Raw genomic sequence first — 17521 nt, forward strand, 5'->3', positions numbered from 1 at the left:
GCCTTATCTGGCCGTCCAACCGTTATCCACCATGAAATTGGCCCCCGTCACGAAAGCGGATTCGTCCGATGCGAGATAAACGGCCATGTAAGCAACATCCTCCGGTGTCCCGACCCTTCCCGTCAAACACTTGGTCATGTAATGAGCGTACATTTGCGGATCCTGGATCGCCTTTTCGCTGACCGGCGTTTCGATGATGCCTGGGCTGATGGCATTCACGCGGATTTGATATTTTCCGTAATCGATGGCCAAGTTCTTCGTCAGCATGACAATGCCGCCTTTGGCCGCATTATAGGCGGGGTGGGCGTCAAATCCGACGACAGCGCCAACGGATGCGTTGTTGATAATCGAACCTCCGCCGGACTGAATCATTTGCTCAATCGCGTACTTGCAGCACAAGTAGCTGCCCGTCAGCGTCACATCCAACGTCCTGTTCCAATCCTCATCCGCTAATTCCAATGCAGGGGCTACCTTGTACCAGAAAGCGTTATTGAAAAGAATGTCGATTTTGCCAAAGCGTTTCACGGTTCCCAAGATCATCAATTGGACTTGCTCCGTCCGGGAAACATCGGTTGGCACGAAAATCGCTTCTCCGCCTTCCTGACGGATTTGCTCCGCCACTTCGCGGCCCCGCTCTTCGTTCTGCCCGACCACGACCACTTTGGCCCCCTGGCGCGCAAACACCAGACAGCTTCCTCTGCCGATCCCCGATGTTCCGCCTGTAATAATTGCAACTTTGCCCTTTAATCTCATTGTGGAAGCACCTCTTATGGGGATAGGTTCTTAAGATATTGCCGGTTCGCAATATGTTTTGGCGTTTCTCCGCGGAATACCCGGGCGATCTCTTCCGCTGCGAATGCCTTCAAACGCAGCAGAGCATCCTCCGTGTACCATGCGCAGTGGCTGGTAAGCACAAGAGTAGAAACTTCGAGCAGCTCGGATTTTGCGGAAACCGGTTCCTGCTCAAGCACGTCCAACCCGGCGCCGGACAAATGCCCGCTGCGCAGATGTAGGATCAAATCTTCGGTATTCACCAGTGCGCCTCTTGCCGTATTTACGAGGAACGCCCCTTTCTTCATTCGCCGGAAAGCTTCGTCCCGGAACAAGTGCTTCGTATCGGGGGTAAGAGGCAAATGAACGGAAATGATATCGCTCTGTTCAAGCAGCGAATCCCAATTCGTCTTCCGGACATTAAACGATCGGAAAGACGCCTCCGGCACATAAGGATCGTATGCAATAACCTGAAGTCCGAAGGCTGACGCCCGCGCGGCCACTTTGCGCGCGATATTGCCGAATCCGGCCAGTCCCAGCACCCTGCCTTTCAGACTGTACATAGGCCGGCAAGGGTTCGTTTCCCATATCCCGCGATTAATCCGCTCCCTGATTTGCGGGAGTTTTCTTGCCCCGGATATCATCAGGGCCATGGCATGATCGGCTACTTCATCCAGCGCGTAGTCGGGTACGTTAATAACGGGTATGCCTCTTGCTCCCGCTGCTTCAAGGTCGACATTGTCTACGCCGATTCCGTACCGGACGATCGCTTGGCATTGTTGAAGGGAAGAAACCACATCGGCATTGATGGGTGCCCACTGGGTCAATATGGCATCCGCATGCTCCGCGGCGTGAATCACTTCATCCGGCGATTTGCACTGGTACTCCCGCAGCTCGACGTCGAAATCGGCCAATACTTGTTTCTCGATGTTCAAATCGGGGAATCCATGATCCGTCACGACTACTTTACAACTCATTCTGTTTCCTCCATGCGGGTAATCGCGCAGTGCAATCCATTTCCACCTGAAACCCGATCAATTGAACGCCCACCGTAACTCTGGCAGGGTAAGGTCTGCTGAAAAACTCGGCAAACACTTCGTTCATTTCTTGAAACTTAGAGATATCAGTCAAGTAGCAATTTATCTTCACAATATCGTCCATGGTACAGCCGGCTTCAGCCAATATTGCTTTAATATAAGTAAGCACGGAACGCGTTTGTTCGGCTACCGTCTCCCCTGTCACCTGTTTCGTATACGGATCGATGGGGACTTGTCCGGCAACATATACCGAATCCCCCGCCAAGATCGCTTGCGAATAGTTCGCGCCTGAATGCAAAGCGCTTGAAGTTTTGATTTCCTTTTTTTCCGCCATCAAATCTCCCCCCCTCCCTTCCATATGGAAATGAGTTCGTTGACGATCTCATCAATCAGTGGTTCCGCGGCATCCGGACTATAAGGCGTCGTATCCACTTCGTACCCGTGAAACGGATAATCTTCGCGGGTCGGCATGTATCCGAGCGTGCCGTTCGTGTATCCGCTGTAAAATGTAAACGGGAACGGGGAACGCTTTTTGATGTCCAGTCCGATCTGAACGAACGGTTCGATCGGCGAGCCGATCATAACGATATCCCCGATCCGGATAAATTGAACGTTGACTTCAATCATCCGCTTGCCATGATACATTTCGGATCGTTCAACCGCCATGAACGCTCTTTTGGCCTTGAAAGTCGCTTCTTTAATCAATTGCTCGGGAGCCTTTTCCGCCCGCAACTGCCACAATTGATCCCGGCAACCATTCGCGATGCGTACGGCTTCTTCAACGGTCAATTGTTCTTTCAGAGGAAGCTTGATGGAACGATTGACGATTTGAAACACAGGAACCGGCGCTGTTTCCTTGCGCAACTTCCAAATCCCCAACGGCGCGCCCGATTCCACGACGCCTGCAAAATGACGGGTAACCGGGGTCGTCGACGTTTCCAAAACCGTTTTGGCCGCTTCGCAACCGATGATTTTTCCGATTCGCTTCATCTCCTCCAGATTCGTGCCGAAGCCTTCGTATCCAGGACCGACATTGCCTGCGGCTCCTTGCAGAAAGAGGCACGTTCCGCCGACCGTATGCTCCAGCATTCGTTTGACGACACCCGGATATTCCGGGCTGTACAGCGTATTCTCATAACCGAGTACGGTCGGATGGCAGCTGTAATGTACGATGGCGGCCGCGACATTCCCCCGCTCATCGTCAAAGCGGATGACGCCGACGGCCGAATCTGTAACGCCGTGCGCATTCGCCCCAGTCACCGTTCTTCCATCCGGCAGATGCTGACGCCGATTAACGGCAACATCGCAGCTGCCGGTTCCCGCGCCTACGGTGACCTTGATTCGATTGTCCAGCGCCTCTCGCGCCGCCTCTTTCGTTTTTTGCAGCAAATCCTCAGCATACTTCCGAACCTCGGGTTCGTACTCCGGATAATATTCCGCCGAAAGCAGCGGTCCTGAATGCGTATGCGTGGTGGATAAACGAATGCAGGATTCATCCAGTTCCAGGAAACCGGCGATCTCGCGAATAAATTCGTCCGCTTGCGATTTTGAAAAATGGCTCGTATCCACGTCAATAATGACAGCCACCGTATCGTCTGCGGCAATCGCGAATACGGTCGTCCGGAAATCAGCCTCCAGCGCCGTTCCCACGATATGATTTTGCGCCCCCCAGCCTGCAAGCGGAATGCGTAATGAAGGATTAATCACTCTTGTTGCCGTACCCAGCGTAAGCATATTCTTCGCCTCCAATAGAGCTGCTGCGATCTTATTTGCTGATGGAATAACCACCGTCTACGAAAAGAACCTGCCCCGTAATGTAAGCCGAGCTTTCCGTTGCCAGAAATAATGCCGCCTCCGCGATTTGAACAGGATCGGCCATTTTGCGCATCGGTATTTTGGAAACGATTTCATCTTGTTGAATATGTCCTTGCTGAAGCGCATGGGAGACGAGTTCCGTTTCAACATACCCGGGTGCGATCGCGTTAACCCTGACCCCTTGCTCCGCCCATTCCGCAGCCAGCACGCGCGTGAGCGCGGAAACGCCGGATTTGGCCACGCCGTATGGCAGCCGTCGCGGCAAACCAAATTTTTCGGCGATCGAGGATATGGTGATTATGCAGCCTTTTCCTTGCTCCACCATGACCCTGCCCGCTTCCCGCGCGCAGTAGAATACGCCGTCCAAATCCACGCCCATCACTTGACGCCACTCGTCATCCGAAATTTCAAGCGAAGAGCGGTTCAACTGAATACCGGCATTGCATACCATGATATCTATCGTCGACCAGCGGGCAGCCGTTTGTCCGATCCAATCGCGGACTTGCTCCGATCGGCTGACATCCACTTGCGCATAATGAATCTCGTCGTTCATTTTTTTGCCCGTCGTTTGACCGATCTCGCGGGCCGCCCTTTCCGCCGCATCCAAGCGGGTATCGGAAATGGAAACTTTGGCGCCCGACTCGGCCAGCTTGCGCGCGATGGCAAAACCGATTCCTCGGGCAGCGCCGGTAATAAGAGCGGTCTTGCCTTGCAGTCGATACATAGAAGGTCTCCTTTCATCGGATCGCCCGTTCGATCGCTTCCCAGTTCCAATTCAGTCCCAAACCGGGCTCTTCGGGAGCCAACGCGCAGCCATTCTGCTGCTTGACCGGATTATGCACGAGATAATGAAAATTCATCGTTCCGCTCTCTGGTGCGATGAGTTCGATTCCGATGCCGCTCGGAAATGCGGACGCCAAATGAATATGGATTTCCGGAAACCAATGGGCGAAAATCGGAATCCGAAAAGCTTGCGCCAGATGTGCCACCTTCACCCATTCGGAAATCCCGCCGACTAATGTCGCATCATGCCGGACAATGTCCAGGCAGTGCTGAACCATCATTTCCTTGAACGGCCATCTTCCGCTCTCGTCTTCGCCTATGGCAATCGGGATTGGCGTTCTCGCGCGAAGTTCCTGCATGGCTGAAAGGTTATCCATCAAAAACGGTTCTTCGATAAATTTAATTTGATAAGGTTCCACCCGCCGGGCGAATTGCTCGGCCTGTTTGGCGGATGTCAACACCCCGTTGAAATCAACCATTAATTCCATGTTTTCCCCGATAGCGGAGCGGACGGCTTGGATCCTTTCCAGATCCTCTTTCATCGAAAGCCCGCCGACATTGATTTTCGCACCATGAAATTGCTGTTCCCGATAAGAGAGAAATTCCTTTTTCAATTCGTCGATCGATTGATTTTCTCGGTAGTAACCTCCGGCGACATATGCTTTAACCTTGTTGTCGTGTCCGCCCAGCAATTTCCACAAAGGAAGCCCCGCAAGTTTACCTTTCAGATCCCACAGCGCGATATCGACGGCGCTGATCGCCCGCATCATCATGCCTTTGCGGCCCAAATATCTTGTGTTCATATACATTTCGTCCCACAGCTTCTCGGTGAGGAGCGCATCTTGTCCCAGCAAGAGTGGCCGCAAGTTTTTCGTTATGCATTCGGCGATCAAGCCGTCTCTGGCAAACCCGTAGCCGCAGCCTTTCAAACCGTTCTCCGTCTCGATTTCAACAAAGACAAAGTCCCTTTGCCTGATCGTCGTATTGCTGGTATAGATGGGAATATCCAGCGGCAAGGAAATCGTATAAGATCGAACTTCTTTGACGATCACTTAGCCTCAGCTCCTTCTTCTTCCAGATAATCATAGATGACAGTGCCGAACGGAAGCGTCAAATCCGCCCTCCAATAATATCCTTCCAGGAAACGCCGAACAGGCAGCCGATACAGCGGAAATTGCGCGTTCAGACGAATTTCGATCGTACCCGCGCCCTTCCAGCATTCATGGACGCGGACATCTTCAAAACGGCGGGATGTCAGCTGGCGAACCGCAGGTTCTCCGGTGATTTGCGGTATGAATTTATAGTTGATGTTGTTCGTAAAAGGAAAATAGGAGGTGATCTCCGACATTTCAGCTTTTGCTTGTTTATACGGCATTGTTCCAACCGCAACGTCGATGCCATTGCGGCTCGCGCGTCCCACGATCAGATCGCCATGAATCTCGATCGACGGATTGCCCAGTTTTTTTGGCTGACCGTAAATTTCCCTGCCGGTGGCAAGTCCGCCTTCAGTCGTCACCATGATGAACGGAGAGTAAGCTCCTCGAACATTCCGGTCAGGCAGCGCCGCGTCGACCTGAACCGCAAATTCATGGTGTGGACCGAACCAATCCGGATCGTTCATTCGATAGAAGTGAACGATCACCGTGTCGCTGCCAGGGACGAGCGGTCGGGGTAAAATCGCTTCGACGGCGGACTGATGCGTTTGATAAACGATCGTTAAGATTTGCGTATCCCGGAAATTGATCGGGAATAGGGGAACCAAAGGCGCCCCCAGTGGTGTTGAGAACCGCTCATCCGAATTCATCGCCCCATCCAACCTCCGTCAACGGTTACGACTTGACCATTCATGTAATCAGATGCCGACGAGGACAGGAAAAGGCATGCGCCGTCAATTTCGCTTTTGGAGCCCCATCTCTTGGCGGGAATTCTGGCAAACAACTCTTTAGAGCGGATTGGATCGTTAAACAAATCGATATTCTGATCCGTATCCATATAGCCGGGACATATAGCATTGACGTTGATCCCGTGCTCGGCCCATTCATTGGCCAATGCCTTGGTTAGCCCTAGTACTCCGTGGCGGCTCGCGGCGTATGCCGGACATATGTACCCTCCCTGGAAGCCGAGAATCGAGGCGATGTTGACGATTTTTCCCGATTTCCGCCGCAGCATGATTTTCCCTGCCGCCTGGCAAATTTCGAAGACCGCCCGCAAATTGACATTAACGACGAAATCCCATTCTTCCATCGTCCATTCGATGGAAGGCTTGCGAAGAAAAGTTCCGGCGTTATTCACCAGGGTGTCCACTTTTCCCCATCGGTCCATCGTCGCATCGATGATCGATTGAATGCCTTGGGAGCAAGTCAGATCTGCGAGCACCTCGATATAATCAACCCCATAATCATTCATAAGTTGTTTCGTTTTATCCAAATTCGGCTGACGGCCTACAATACAAACGGCCGCTCCCGCTCTGCCGAGCGCAAGCGCCATCGACTGTCCAAGTCCCCGGCTTGCGCCTGTTACAATAGCGACCTGATCTTGCAGACCAAACATCTGACGATATAAATCAGGCTCCATGTTTCCGCCCCCCGTAAGTGTGTAATTTGCGTGGAAACGTTTCCTCGCGTACGAAAAAAAATTAGTTATTGAGCGGATAACACGATTCTCTGACGATAAACTCGGTTGAAATCGGAATCGAAGCGGTCGGATCCGTCGGATCCGGATTTTCGATTTGACCATATCCGGTATTGCAAAGAGAAAAATTGTACTCTCTGGCGTTCAATGATTCGATTATTCATACATTGAGTGATCACCCGATTTCCGGTTATCCCTTTACGGAACCGACCAGCAGCCCTTTAATAAAATACTTCTGCAAAAACGGATACACGCAGGCGATCGGCAGTACCGTTATGACGGTAGTGGCCATTTTGAACGTTTGCGGCGATATGGCCTGACTTTGCATGTTCTGCTTCAACTGTTCCATTGAATTGTACTGATTCAGCATATTGTAGAGCACATACTGTAACGAGTGCAGCCCCGGAGACATCGTATTGTAGATTTGCACATCCATGAACGCATTCCACTGGTTCACGATATCGAACAACACGACAGCCGCGAATACCGGCGTACAAACCGGAAAGATGACTTTGAAAAAAAGCTGCAAATCATTCGCTCCGTCGACGACGGCCGCTTCTCCAAGCTCGGACGGAAGCGCTTCGATGTACGTTTTGATCAGCACCATGTTAAAAACCGATATGGCGCCAGGAACGATATAGATCAGGAACGTCCCTTTTAATTGCAGATAACCCATCAACAAATACATCGGAATGATGCCGCTGGAGAAATATAACGTATAAATAAAATACTTACGAAAAACTTTAACGCCGATCAACTCGGAGCGTGTCAGCACATAACCGGCCATCGACGTAAAGAAAAGCATCACGGCAGGCCCGATCACCGTTCTGGCGACAGAGATACCTGCTCCCGTCAATACTGCCGGATCTCCGAACGCCCGTTTGAAGGAATCCAGCGTAAAACCTTCCGGAAATAAAATCAAACCGCCCTTCAATAAATTTGGACTGCTTAACGAATAACTGATAACATAAATGAATGGCAGCGTCATTACAAGCAGTACGGACAGCATGAACAAGTAGTTCGCGATATCAAACGCGATGCCGCCAATCGACCTTGTTTTCAACAGTTCCTCCTCCCCGTCAGAAAATCGCTTTTCCGGTCGCTTTCTTGGATAGGGCGTTTACCCCTACAATAAGCGCCAAGCTGATAAATGTTTTCAAGATGCCTACGGCTGTCGCATACGGATAGTTGAGCAGTTGCAGACCGTATTTATAAATATAAATGTCGAGAACCTCCATCTTTTCCCAGTTGGTCGTGTTCGTAAATAAATAAAATTGCTCGAAATTCGAATTCAAAATCCATCCGCTGTTCAGAATCAGCAGCACGATCAGCGTCGGAACCATGCCGGGAACCGTAATATGCCAGACTTTGCGAAATCGGCCGGCACCGTCGATTTCAGCCGCTTCATAGTATTCCGCGGGAATCGAAGCGATGGAGGAAATAAAAATGACGCTGTTGTAACCAAGATATTTCCATGCGCCCAGCCCGATCATGAATAACCAGGCGTACTTCGGGTCGCCCATAAAATTGACGCCTTCTTCGATCAATCCCCATCCGACAAGCGTTTCGTTAACAGCTCCGGCCGAGCTGGCGAAAAGCGCGCTGGAAAAAGAATAGATGATGACCCATGACACGAAAAACGGGAAAAAAGTAACCGTTTGAACCAGCTTTCCGAAATAACGGTTCCGGATTTCATTCAGCAAGAGAGCGAACAAAAATGCGGAAAGCAAATTAGTGATGAGCGCGCCAATATTCATCGCAAGTGTATTTCGGAGCAAATAAACGTAATCGTTTCCTTGCGTAAAAAAATTCGCGAACTCCCGCAAACCCGTCCACTGCGCCGGTAATAAATCGAACCCCGGCCTGAATTGGATAAAAGCGATGATCCACCCGGCAAGCGGCACGTACGAGAAGATGAATACAAGCACGACCGCCGGCAGGAGCATCAAGTACAAATATTTCTGTCTTGCAATTTTCGCCGCCTTGTTCCGCCTTTGCGCATGCAGAGCAGCTTGAGCCATTAGGCGCTCCTTTCTGCCCGTCGGGGCAAAAAGAATTAACGGTATACCCGGCAATCCTTTTTGCGTACCGGCCCTGTAGATTCTTATTTCAGTTGCGCCAACTGCGCCTGTTTTTCCTGATACAACCTGTTGTATTCGTCGACGACCGATTGCGGATTTAGCTTCGCGTATTCTTCGATGACGGTTTGGTATAAGCTTTCGAACTCTTCGTCAGATTTCGGCTCCACAATGAGCTTCGCCGAGTTTTTCACCCGGAAGTCGACCATTCTCTGGTGCAGCGCTCCAAGTTCCGAGGTGGAATCGATGGCAATCGTCGCGGATATGCCCGTGTAGGCCGCCTCGCCAGTTCTCAGAAAATAATCTTTGGAATTTTTCCAGCCCAATTGGGCGTAAGCGTCCCTCATTTCGGCTGTCAGCTGCAATTCGTCCTGGGTTTTCGGATCCAGATACATCGAATAAGGGACGCCGTCCGGCGCGTTCGTATACACGTAACCGAGAAAATCAAACTGACCGATGCCGGGCATGCCGAGACCCGAGCTTTTTTGCACCTCCGCGTCCGTCAGCATTTTTTTGAATGATTCGGTTGGCACACGCTTGCCGTCGACAATTGTATAGTGCTCGCCTTCGATGCCGGACTGCAGCAATATTCGGCCTTCCTCCGTTGCGGCCCACCCCAGTAGCTCTAGTATACGTTCAGGATGTTTGGCATTTTTTGTAATCGCATAGATACTGGACGACCGCGAGTCTTCAACGCGTATTTGCCGTTTTTCGTTCCGTTCTACCTGCGTCATGCTGCGTATAGGCATATTGATATACTGCAGCTCGGGATTTCCAGCTTCAATTAACCCTTTGCTGGCCCCCAGGAGTCCCCACGTCGTATACCAAACCGATAGTGCCCGGCCGCTGTTCAGCTTCTCCTGCACCTGATCCATCTTATCCGTGAACGAATCTTTGTCCAGAATGCCTTCCCGGTAAAGCTTATTGAAGAACGCAAGACTCTCTTTCACATATTCATTGGTCATCGTATCTTCGAATTTTTGGTCCACGTGCTTCCACAGAACGCCCATGTTTCCGGCTGCCGTCGAATATCTTCCGCCCTTTTCGTACATGGCTGTCGCAATGCCCTGCATACCCCAGGGCTCGGCGAAAGGGACGACCATGCCGATCGTTTTCTGGCCGTTCGTGGTCGGATGATCCTGAAGCGCTTGTTTCAGAAACCGGATATAATCGTCCGTCGAAAGCAAATTCGGCCATCCCTGCTCCTTCAGCGTGTCGATTCGGACCCCGATATCGCTTACTTCCACGTTATTTTCAAAGTCAATGGGAACGAAGGATTCCCACTTGTACAGCTTTCCATCAGGCCCGCCCATTTTCCATAACGGAATTTGCACCTTGTACCTTTCTTTAAACTCCGGTGCGGCTTTGACGAAGTCGTCGAGCGGCAGCAGAGCTCCGGAGCGCGCATACTTATCGAACGTCTGGTTGTCCTGTATGGCGACGATTTCCGGATAATCTCCTCCGGCGAGCATCAGATTCAACTTATCGGTCATATTGCCGGGGCTTTGTACGTATTCAAAGACGATGTTAAACTTCTCTTTAATGATTTTGCCGATTGCGGATTCATCGCTTCTTTTCACCGCGTTCGGCGACTGCGTTAACATTTTGATGACGTATTCTTCCTTGGCGCCGACGTTCGCTCCTCCGGACTCGCCCGGTTGTCCGCCGGAAGGCGATGATGACGGCGACCCCGTCGACGATCCGGTGCCCGAATTGCAAGCCGCTACGAAAACAAGACTGGCGATCATTGCGGCAAGCAGCGTTTTTAATCCCAACTTTTTCATCTCGATCCCCCCCAAATCTGATTAGCAGCGCTTACATTTCAATATTAACCGATCGCCGCGCCGATTCGTATCGCTATTCGTTAGTGATTCTTATGTCTATTTTTTAGTATGCATTTCCCTATATTCCGTAGCGGTTTGCCCCGTCGCTTTTTTGAAGATTTTGGCGAAATGGAAGTAGTCCAGATATCCCACCATACTCGCGATCTCCTGTACCGAAATTTCCGTATGCTTCAACAGCTCGCAGGCGAACGCGATTCTTCGCCTCGTTACGTACTGCAGGAACGTCTCGGTCCCTCCCTTCCGAAACAGCTGACTTACGTAGCTCAAATTGAGATTCAGCTTCTCGGAAATGAGCTTTAACGAAATATCCTCCCTGTAATGCTCGTCAATGTAGGCGATTATTTTTTTGAATGTCGTATTTGGGGCGCTCTTGTCTTCCGATTGCAATGCAAGGGAAACGCGCAGCCATTCCGGCGCAGCCTCCGCGGATGATTCCCTTCGCTTGATGCAATATTTGCGCAGGATTGCCGAAATTTCCTCATGATCAAAAGGCTTCAGACAGTAATCGAGCGCGCCGTAAGTCATCGCTTTTTTGGCATATTCGAAATCTTTGTAGCCGGACGCGATTACAAAGCTGATGTTCCGATTCCATTCGTTTGTTCTTTTTACAAGCTCGAGTCCGTCCAAACCGGGCATGCGAATATCGGTAAACACAAGATCGGGAACCCACGTCTTAATTTTCTCGTAGCCTTCAACGCCGTTAAAAGCTTCATCCACGACTTCAAAGCCGTGGGCCGACCAGTCGATCGTATTTTTCAAGCTTTTGACAATCCACTTCTCGTCGTCGACCAAGATCACCTTATACATCGGATTCGCCTTCTTTCATTGGAATGCGCAGCACGACTTCCGTTCCTTCCCCAGGCACGCTTGCGATCGTTAAGCCGTACGTTCCGCCGTAAATCGTTCGCAAGCGGTTATGAACGTTAACGATGCCCACATGCTCCTGATCGGTAGCCCGTTTCAGGAAGTCATCTTCGGTATGCAGTTCCCTGCGAATTGCGCCGAGCATACTTTCGCCGATCCCGACGCCATCGTCCTTTACCCGCAAAATCAAATCGTCTTTTGCGGTCGTTCGGCCTTCGAGCCACAGGTTTCCTTTTTCCATCCTGCCTTCCAATCCGTGCGTAATCGCATTTTCCAGTATAGGTTGAAGAATCATCTTGATGACGCGGCAGCCCAGCAGATGCTCCGGCACATCGATATGAACGTCGAACCGTCCTTCGAACCTGAACTGCTGAAGCATCAAGTACGCTTCGGCAACGGCAAGCTCGTCTCCGAGCGATACATGCTCTCGCCCTTTAATGCTGTAGCGAAGCATCTTTCCCAACGCCGTCACGACATCGAGAATCTCGTCGGCCCCCGTTTCGCTAGCTATCCCTTTGAGCGATTCGAGCATGTTGTACAGGAAATGCGGATTTACTTGCTGTTTCAGGTAGGCCAGCTCCGCTTGCTTTTTCATGAGTCCCAGCGCGATCAAGCGCGTTTTGGAGGAGACGACCTCGTCCGTCAACCGGTCGATTTCATCAAGCATTTCGTTAAACCGGTCGGCCATCACCGTAATTTCATGGTAACCGGATAGCTGCAGACGCGCTTGACGCTGATGAACGCTATTGATTTGTTTTTGGCGGATGAATTTCATAAAAGAACGAATCGGGTTAACGACATTCCGGCTGATAACCCATAACAAAAATAAAATGAACGGAATAAACAGCAGCAATATCCACAAATACATCGCCCGGACGCGATCCAACCCACGAAACAGCTCCTTCTCCGAATAGAAGTTAACGACTTTGCCCTGGATGGACGGCAGCTCCGACACTTGCGCGATATTTTTCGTATCGGCGCCGGACGAGTAGCCGGACAGCTCCAACCGTTTGCCGATCATCGCCGTCTCATTGCTGGCGCACACGATACCGTTACGGTCGAGCACGTAAAAATTTCCGAATCCGCCTTGCAGCATCGTGCCGAACTTCGGAAACAGCACGTCAAGATCCAGAAACATCGTCATGTAGCCGATCGTTTCTACTGGATAAACGGACTTGATTTCGGCGCCGATAATAAAAAACGGATGTTCGTTTTCGTCTTCCTTGATGCGCGTAAAACTTGCCAAATACGGTGTGGCCCGCCTTTCTTCAAGACCGGAAATTTCCTCGATCGTATGCATAACCGCTTTTCTTTTGTGGATGTCCGACATGAAATTCAGGTTGTTTCCGTTTGTACCGATCAGCGTAATATCAACAATCCCGCTTTCGACTTGACTGATCGCTGCGACTTGGGCGTCCGCTTTCTGGAACAAATCAATTTTGTCGAGCACATTCTCAACCTGTAAGTACATCTGCATGTCCTTGTTATAAATCGTATTTTTGATAACGCTGTCGATGTTGTCCATTCGCGATTGAATATATTGCGTCAGCTTGTCCAAAATTTCTCGTGAATAATTTTCGTTTTTCGTATAAATTATCCTTTTTGATTGATGGTAGGTTACGGCCATCACCAGCAATATGGCGGTCATAAATACGATGAACACGAGCATCAGCTGATATTTAATCGGACGTTTTCCGAGAACGTTCATAACGCTCACTCTCCACGCTAAGTTGGTGGCCCTTGATCTGAAAATGGCCTCCTTTTACAATAACAGAAACTACAGGATCCCACTATATCCGGATTGCAGACGACGCGGCGCTGTCCGGCTTCAGCCTGGAAAAGAAAAAACCGCTTGTTGCCCCAGTAAAGGAACAGAGCGGTTCTATTCAAGAAGCGTTTGAATCTGTCAAGCCCGATATCCGTTACTTCCCGGAGCCGAGGTTCTGCCTCTCTTGAAATCCGGAAATTTAACGGGTATTCCCCCGGCTTCGACGGACTTTACGGATATCGGGAATACGGAGCTCCAGGTTACCGCATCGTAAACGTCGATTGCCGGCCGTCTGTTCTCCAATATCGCATTCGCGAACTCCCTCAGCACGAAAAAGTCTCCTCCGCCGTGCCCCGCTTTCTCCGCATCCGCCAAGTTGCTTTTCCATAATGGATGCTCCCACTGATCTGTATAATGCCATAGTGACTCCCATTCGGGGTCACAGCCGTCCGTCCCGACAGGAGCGCTTCCCTTCGAATGACCGTCAAGCCATATCAGATGGTCATCCCCGCCGTAACGCGGCGACAAGTAAGCGCCCTTCGTACCTTGAATCTCATAATGCGTCATATTGTGCGGTCGTGCCGATCTGGCATCAAAACGCAGCATAATGACCGTCCCCTTCTTTGTTCGAATAAGCGTCGATGCGGAATCGCCATGCTTCCAGAACACATCCGACGCGCCCGGATGATCCGGCCCGAACACTTCCTTAAAATATGCGTTCGTCGACGCACTCCTGGTCGTGAACGTAGTCGCCATATCCAGTTCATCCGTCGGGTCGCCGGCAGCCAGCCATTGAGCCACGGGTCCCAATGAATGCGTCGGATAGCTGTTTCCGTCATATTGCCGCCCCTTCTCCCCGCGCCATGTCAAATTTCCATTCGCATCGTGCATGAGATGCCGGCAATCATGAATATAGCCGCCTTCCATATAGGTCAATTCACCGAACAGTCCTCCGCGAATCATATGCTTTAACATCATATTTGGACGCGTATAGCAATAGTTCTCCGACATCATATAGACGAGTCCCGTCTGCTCTACCGTCTCTACCAATTCCCAGCATTGCTCCAGCGTCGTCGCCGCCGTAACTTCGCTGATGACATGCTTTCCCGCCTTTAACGCCTGAACGGATTGTTGCGCGTGCATCATCATCGGTGTAGCCAGCAAAACGGCATCGATATCGGGATCCTCAAGCATGCGCTCAAAGCTGTCGAATCTCTTGACATCGGGGAACTTCTCTTTCCAGCGCCCCAAAGCCCCTTCATTCCGGTCGCAGATCGCAGCCAGTTCGGCTTGCTCCTCCAGATACTTCATCGTGCCCGTTAAATAGGCTCCCCGGCTTGCGCCGACTACCGCCAACCGGACGCTCTTATTTGTCATCGCAATAACCTCCCGCTTTTATTAATTAGGATTGGCCATAACGGCGCACGCGCAGAAGCGCCTGCTCTCTATGACCCATAAATCGTTCGATCTCGCACAATCTGGCCGTATACTCGCCGATCAGCGCGCTTGCCTCCGATGTACACGACTGATAGGTACACGTTTTGAGGAACTTGCCCACCCATAGTCCTCCGGTATACCTGGCTGCACCTCTGGTCGGCAACGTGTGGTTCGTGCCGATCGCTTTGTCTCCATAGGCAACGTTCGTTTCCGGCCCCAGGAACAATGCGCCGTAGTTCGTCAGACGTTCCAGCAAATATCGGGGATTCTCCGTCAGCACCTCCACATGCTCGTAGGCCAGCTTATCGGCTTCCATGACAGCCTCTTCAATGCTGTCTACCAATATGATCATCCCATTATCGTTCCAGGCCACGCTTGCAATGTCCGCAGTCGGTAAAGTCAGAAGCTGCCTTTCGATCTCGGCTATCGTTTCATGCGCCAGCATTTCCGAAGTTGTAATCAGCACTCCGGGTGAGGTCGGTCCGTGTTCGGATTGACCTAGAATGTCACAGGCCACCATTTCCGCGTCCGCCGTATGATCCGCAATAATCATAACCTCTGTCGGACCCGCAAACAGATCGATGCCGACTTTTCCGTACAGTTGCCGCTTGGCCTCGGCCACGTACGCATTCCCCGGCCCGACAAGCATATCCACGGGCTCGATCGTTTCCGTGCCAAGCGCCATAGCCGCCATTGCTTGCACGCCGCCGACGATATAAATCTCATCCGCGCCCGCAAAAGCCATTGCGCAAACCGTTGCATCCGGTATTTCGCCGTCTATAGGCGGTGTGCAGCCAATAACCCGTTTCACGCCGGCTACCTTGGCGGTAAGGATGCTCATATGCGCCGATGCCACCATCGGATATCTTCCACCCGGAATGTAGCACCCCACGCTGTTGACCGGGATATTGCGATGTCCCAGAACGACTCCGGGTAATGTCTCTACCTCCAGATCGTGAATCGTCGCTCGTTGCTTTTCCGCGAAATTGCGAACTTGTGCTTGGGCAAACCGAATGTCTGCCTTGATTTGCTCGGGCACTCTCTCGACAATTTCGTCAATTTGCCGTTGACTCAGTCTGAATTGCTCGGGGGACCACCTGTCGAATTGCTGTGATAGCTCGCGAACGGCTTGATCTCCGTTCACTTTTACATTTTTAAGAATATCGCGTACCGTTTCGTAAACCTTTTGATCCTGTTCTTCCACATCCGCTTGGCTTTTCCCTGTCTTTAGATACTTTACCACTTGAATTTGCCCTCCTTGTTTTGAAAGACTTATTTCGAATACGTATTCAAAAATGGCGAAAAGAACCGTCCGTTCGTCAACGGACGTCATCCTCTAGGGCTTCGCTCTGCAGTCGTCTTCCTGACGATTAGCTCCGGCTTTAAGATCACCTGTCGCAGCGAACCTGTGTCGTTCGCTCCCTCAATCAACTCGATCAGATTTTCCGTCGCGATTTTGCCCATTTCGAATTTATGATGGCCGATCGTCGTCAGTTGTATCGCTTGGTGGGATGCGATATGCGTATCGTCCATTCCGGCAATGCTGATATCCTCCGGAATGCGGAGCCCCGCAGACAGAATAACGTTCATGCAGGTCAGCGCCATAGCGTCTGTAACACAAATGATCGCAGTTGGCCGCTCTTTGCCGCCAAGCAGGCTCAGAACGACTCGCTCGATATCGTCATTCGTAATGTCGATGTAATGAACAAGTTCGGGAATTAGCTGCACTTGTGCTTCCTGCATGGTCGTTTCGAATCCGAGCTTGCGTTCATAGAAGGTAGAATAATCGGTTTTACCAGAAAGGTAGGCGATTTTTCGGTGTCCCAACTCCAGCAGATGCTTCGTAAGCAATCGAGCGGCGAGCACGTTGTCCAGTACGACATAATGATTGTTATGCTGGGGCTTCCTGTTGAAAAAAACGCTTGGAATGCGCGCGTTCTCGATTTTCTTTAACACGGGATCGTCCATCCGGATCAACGATAACAGAATACCGTCGACTTTGTAGCCCATGATGGAGTCCCAATAATCCTCGACATGATCCCCGTTCTCATCTTCGAAGTATACGATCGTCTTGTAGCCTCTTTGGTTGGCGGTGTGAATAATCGAATCCGTCGTCTCGACAAAGAAATCATTTTTCAGCGTTCCCGAAATCAACGCGATTGTTTTTGTCGTATTCGTTACCAAGCTCCGTGCAATCAGATTCGGATAATACCCTAGCTCTTCCATAGCGCGCAGCACTTTTTCCCGTTTCTCCGCCTTCACGCTGTCTGGGTTATTAAGCACGCGCGATACGGTCGGCTGCGACACCCCCGCTTTTTTGGCGACATCCTTTGATGAGACCATTCTTTTTCTCCTTACTTACTTGAATACGTATTCAATGATATTTATACAATAGAGTGATTGCCTTTGTTTGTCAATACTTCTCCAGCATAAAAAAGGTTACCATTCATATAAAAAGGAGCCGCACTGAGGCAGCTCCTTCAATATACATGT

Annotated in this window: 16 protein-coding genes; all 16 read right to left on the reverse strand. The window is 50.9% G+C overall.

Features of this window, described 5'->3' with window-relative positions; all coding sequences use genetic code 11:
- Positions 1-3 precede the first annotated feature (3 nt).
- On the reverse strand, positions 4-753 hold the full coding sequence (locus ACFQ0N_RS26885) for an SDR family NAD(P)-dependent oxidoreductase (protein WP_379332186.1): 750 nt from the start codon (positions 751-753) through the stop codon (positions 4-6).
- Positions 754-767: 14 nt separating this feature from the next.
- A complete protein-coding gene (locus ACFQ0N_RS26890) occupies positions 768-1748 on the reverse strand; it encodes a C-terminal binding protein (protein ID WP_379332189.1) in 981 nt (326 codons plus the stop codon).
- Positions 1738-2142 (reverse strand): RidA family protein, encoded by a 405-nt coding sequence (locus ACFQ0N_RS26895; protein ID WP_379332192.1) that lies wholly within the window; start codon positions 2140-2142, stop codon positions 1738-1740. Before ACFQ0N_RS26895 ends, ACFQ0N_RS26890 begins: the two co-directional genes overlap by 11 nt.
- Complete coding sequence (locus ACFQ0N_RS26900; protein WP_379332194.1) at positions 2142-3542, reverse strand: hypothetical protein; 1401 nt, start codon at positions 3540-3542, stop codon at positions 2142-2144. The genes ACFQ0N_RS26895 and ACFQ0N_RS26900 overlap by 1 nt, the downstream gene beginning before the upstream one ends.
- Positions 3543-3573: 31 nt before the next feature.
- Positions 3574-4347, reverse strand: coding sequence for an SDR family NAD(P)-dependent oxidoreductase (locus tag ACFQ0N_RS26905; protein ID WP_379332196.1), 774 nt, complete (start codon positions 4345-4347; stop codon positions 3574-3576).
- Between the two features lie 13 nt (positions 4348-4360).
- Positions 4361-5458 (reverse strand): mandelate racemase/muconate lactonizing enzyme family protein, encoded by a 1098-nt coding sequence (locus ACFQ0N_RS26910; protein ID WP_379332198.1) that lies wholly within the window; start codon positions 5456-5458, stop codon positions 4361-4363.
- Positions 5455-6210, reverse strand: a complete 756-nt coding sequence (locus tag ACFQ0N_RS26915) for an acetoacetate decarboxylase family protein (protein ID WP_379332200.1) — start codon at positions 6208-6210, stop codon at positions 5455-5457. Before ACFQ0N_RS26915 ends, ACFQ0N_RS26910 begins: the two co-directional genes overlap by 4 nt.
- A complete protein-coding gene (locus ACFQ0N_RS26920) occupies positions 6207-6980 on the reverse strand; it encodes an SDR family oxidoreductase (RefSeq protein ID WP_379332202.1) in 774 nt (257 codons plus the stop codon). Before ACFQ0N_RS26920 ends, ACFQ0N_RS26915 begins: the two co-directional genes overlap by 4 nt.
- Before the next feature lie 247 nt (positions 6981-7227).
- The gene (locus ACFQ0N_RS26925) at positions 7228-8100 is read right to left on the reverse strand and encodes a carbohydrate ABC transporter permease (protein WP_379332204.1); all 873 of its coding nucleotides are present in this window, start codon (positions 8098-8100) and stop codon (positions 7228-7230) included.
- Positions 8101-8116: 16 nt separating this feature from the next.
- Complete coding sequence (locus ACFQ0N_RS26930) at positions 8117-9058, reverse strand: ABC transporter permease subunit (RefSeq protein ID WP_379332206.1); 942 nt, start codon at positions 9056-9058, stop codon at positions 8117-8119.
- A gap of 83 nt (positions 9059-9141) precedes the next feature.
- The gene (locus ACFQ0N_RS26935; protein WP_379332208.1) at positions 9142-10899 is read right to left on the reverse strand and encodes an extracellular solute-binding protein; all 1758 of its coding nucleotides are present in this window, start codon (positions 10897-10899) and stop codon (positions 9142-9144) included.
- A gap of 96 nt (positions 10900-10995) precedes the next feature.
- Entirely contained in the window at positions 10996-11766 is a 771-nt protein-coding gene (locus ACFQ0N_RS26940; RefSeq protein WP_379332210.1) for a response regulator transcription factor, read from the reverse strand.
- Positions 11759-13531, reverse strand: a complete 1773-nt coding sequence (locus tag ACFQ0N_RS26945; protein ID WP_379332212.1) for a sensor histidine kinase — start codon at positions 13529-13531, stop codon at positions 11759-11761. The genes ACFQ0N_RS26940 and ACFQ0N_RS26945 overlap by 8 nt, the downstream gene beginning before the upstream one ends.
- A gap of 198 nt (positions 13532-13729) precedes the next feature.
- The gene (locus tag ACFQ0N_RS26950; protein ID WP_379332214.1) at positions 13730-14968 is read right to left on the reverse strand and encodes a Gfo/Idh/MocA family protein; all 1239 of its coding nucleotides are present in this window, start codon (positions 14966-14968) and stop codon (positions 13730-13732) included.
- Between the two features lie 25 nt (positions 14969-14993).
- Positions 14994-16271, reverse strand: coding sequence for a histidinol dehydrogenase (gene hisD, locus ACFQ0N_RS26955; RefSeq protein ID WP_379332216.1), 1278 nt, complete (start codon positions 16269-16271; stop codon positions 14994-14996).
- An 86-nt stretch (positions 16272-16357) separates the two neighbouring features.
- Positions 16358-17371: a LacI family DNA-binding transcriptional regulator gene (locus ACFQ0N_RS26960; RefSeq protein ID WP_379332218.1), complete on the reverse strand. Its 1014-nt coding sequence runs from the start codon at positions 17369-17371 to the stop codon at positions 16358-16360.
- Positions 17372-17521: the final 150 nt, after the last annotated feature.

Source organism: Paenibacillus sp. GCM10027626 (assembly GCF_042676285.1).
Taxonomy (GTDB): domain Bacteria; phylum Bacillota; class Bacilli; order Paenibacillales; family Paenibacillaceae; genus Paenibacillus_Z.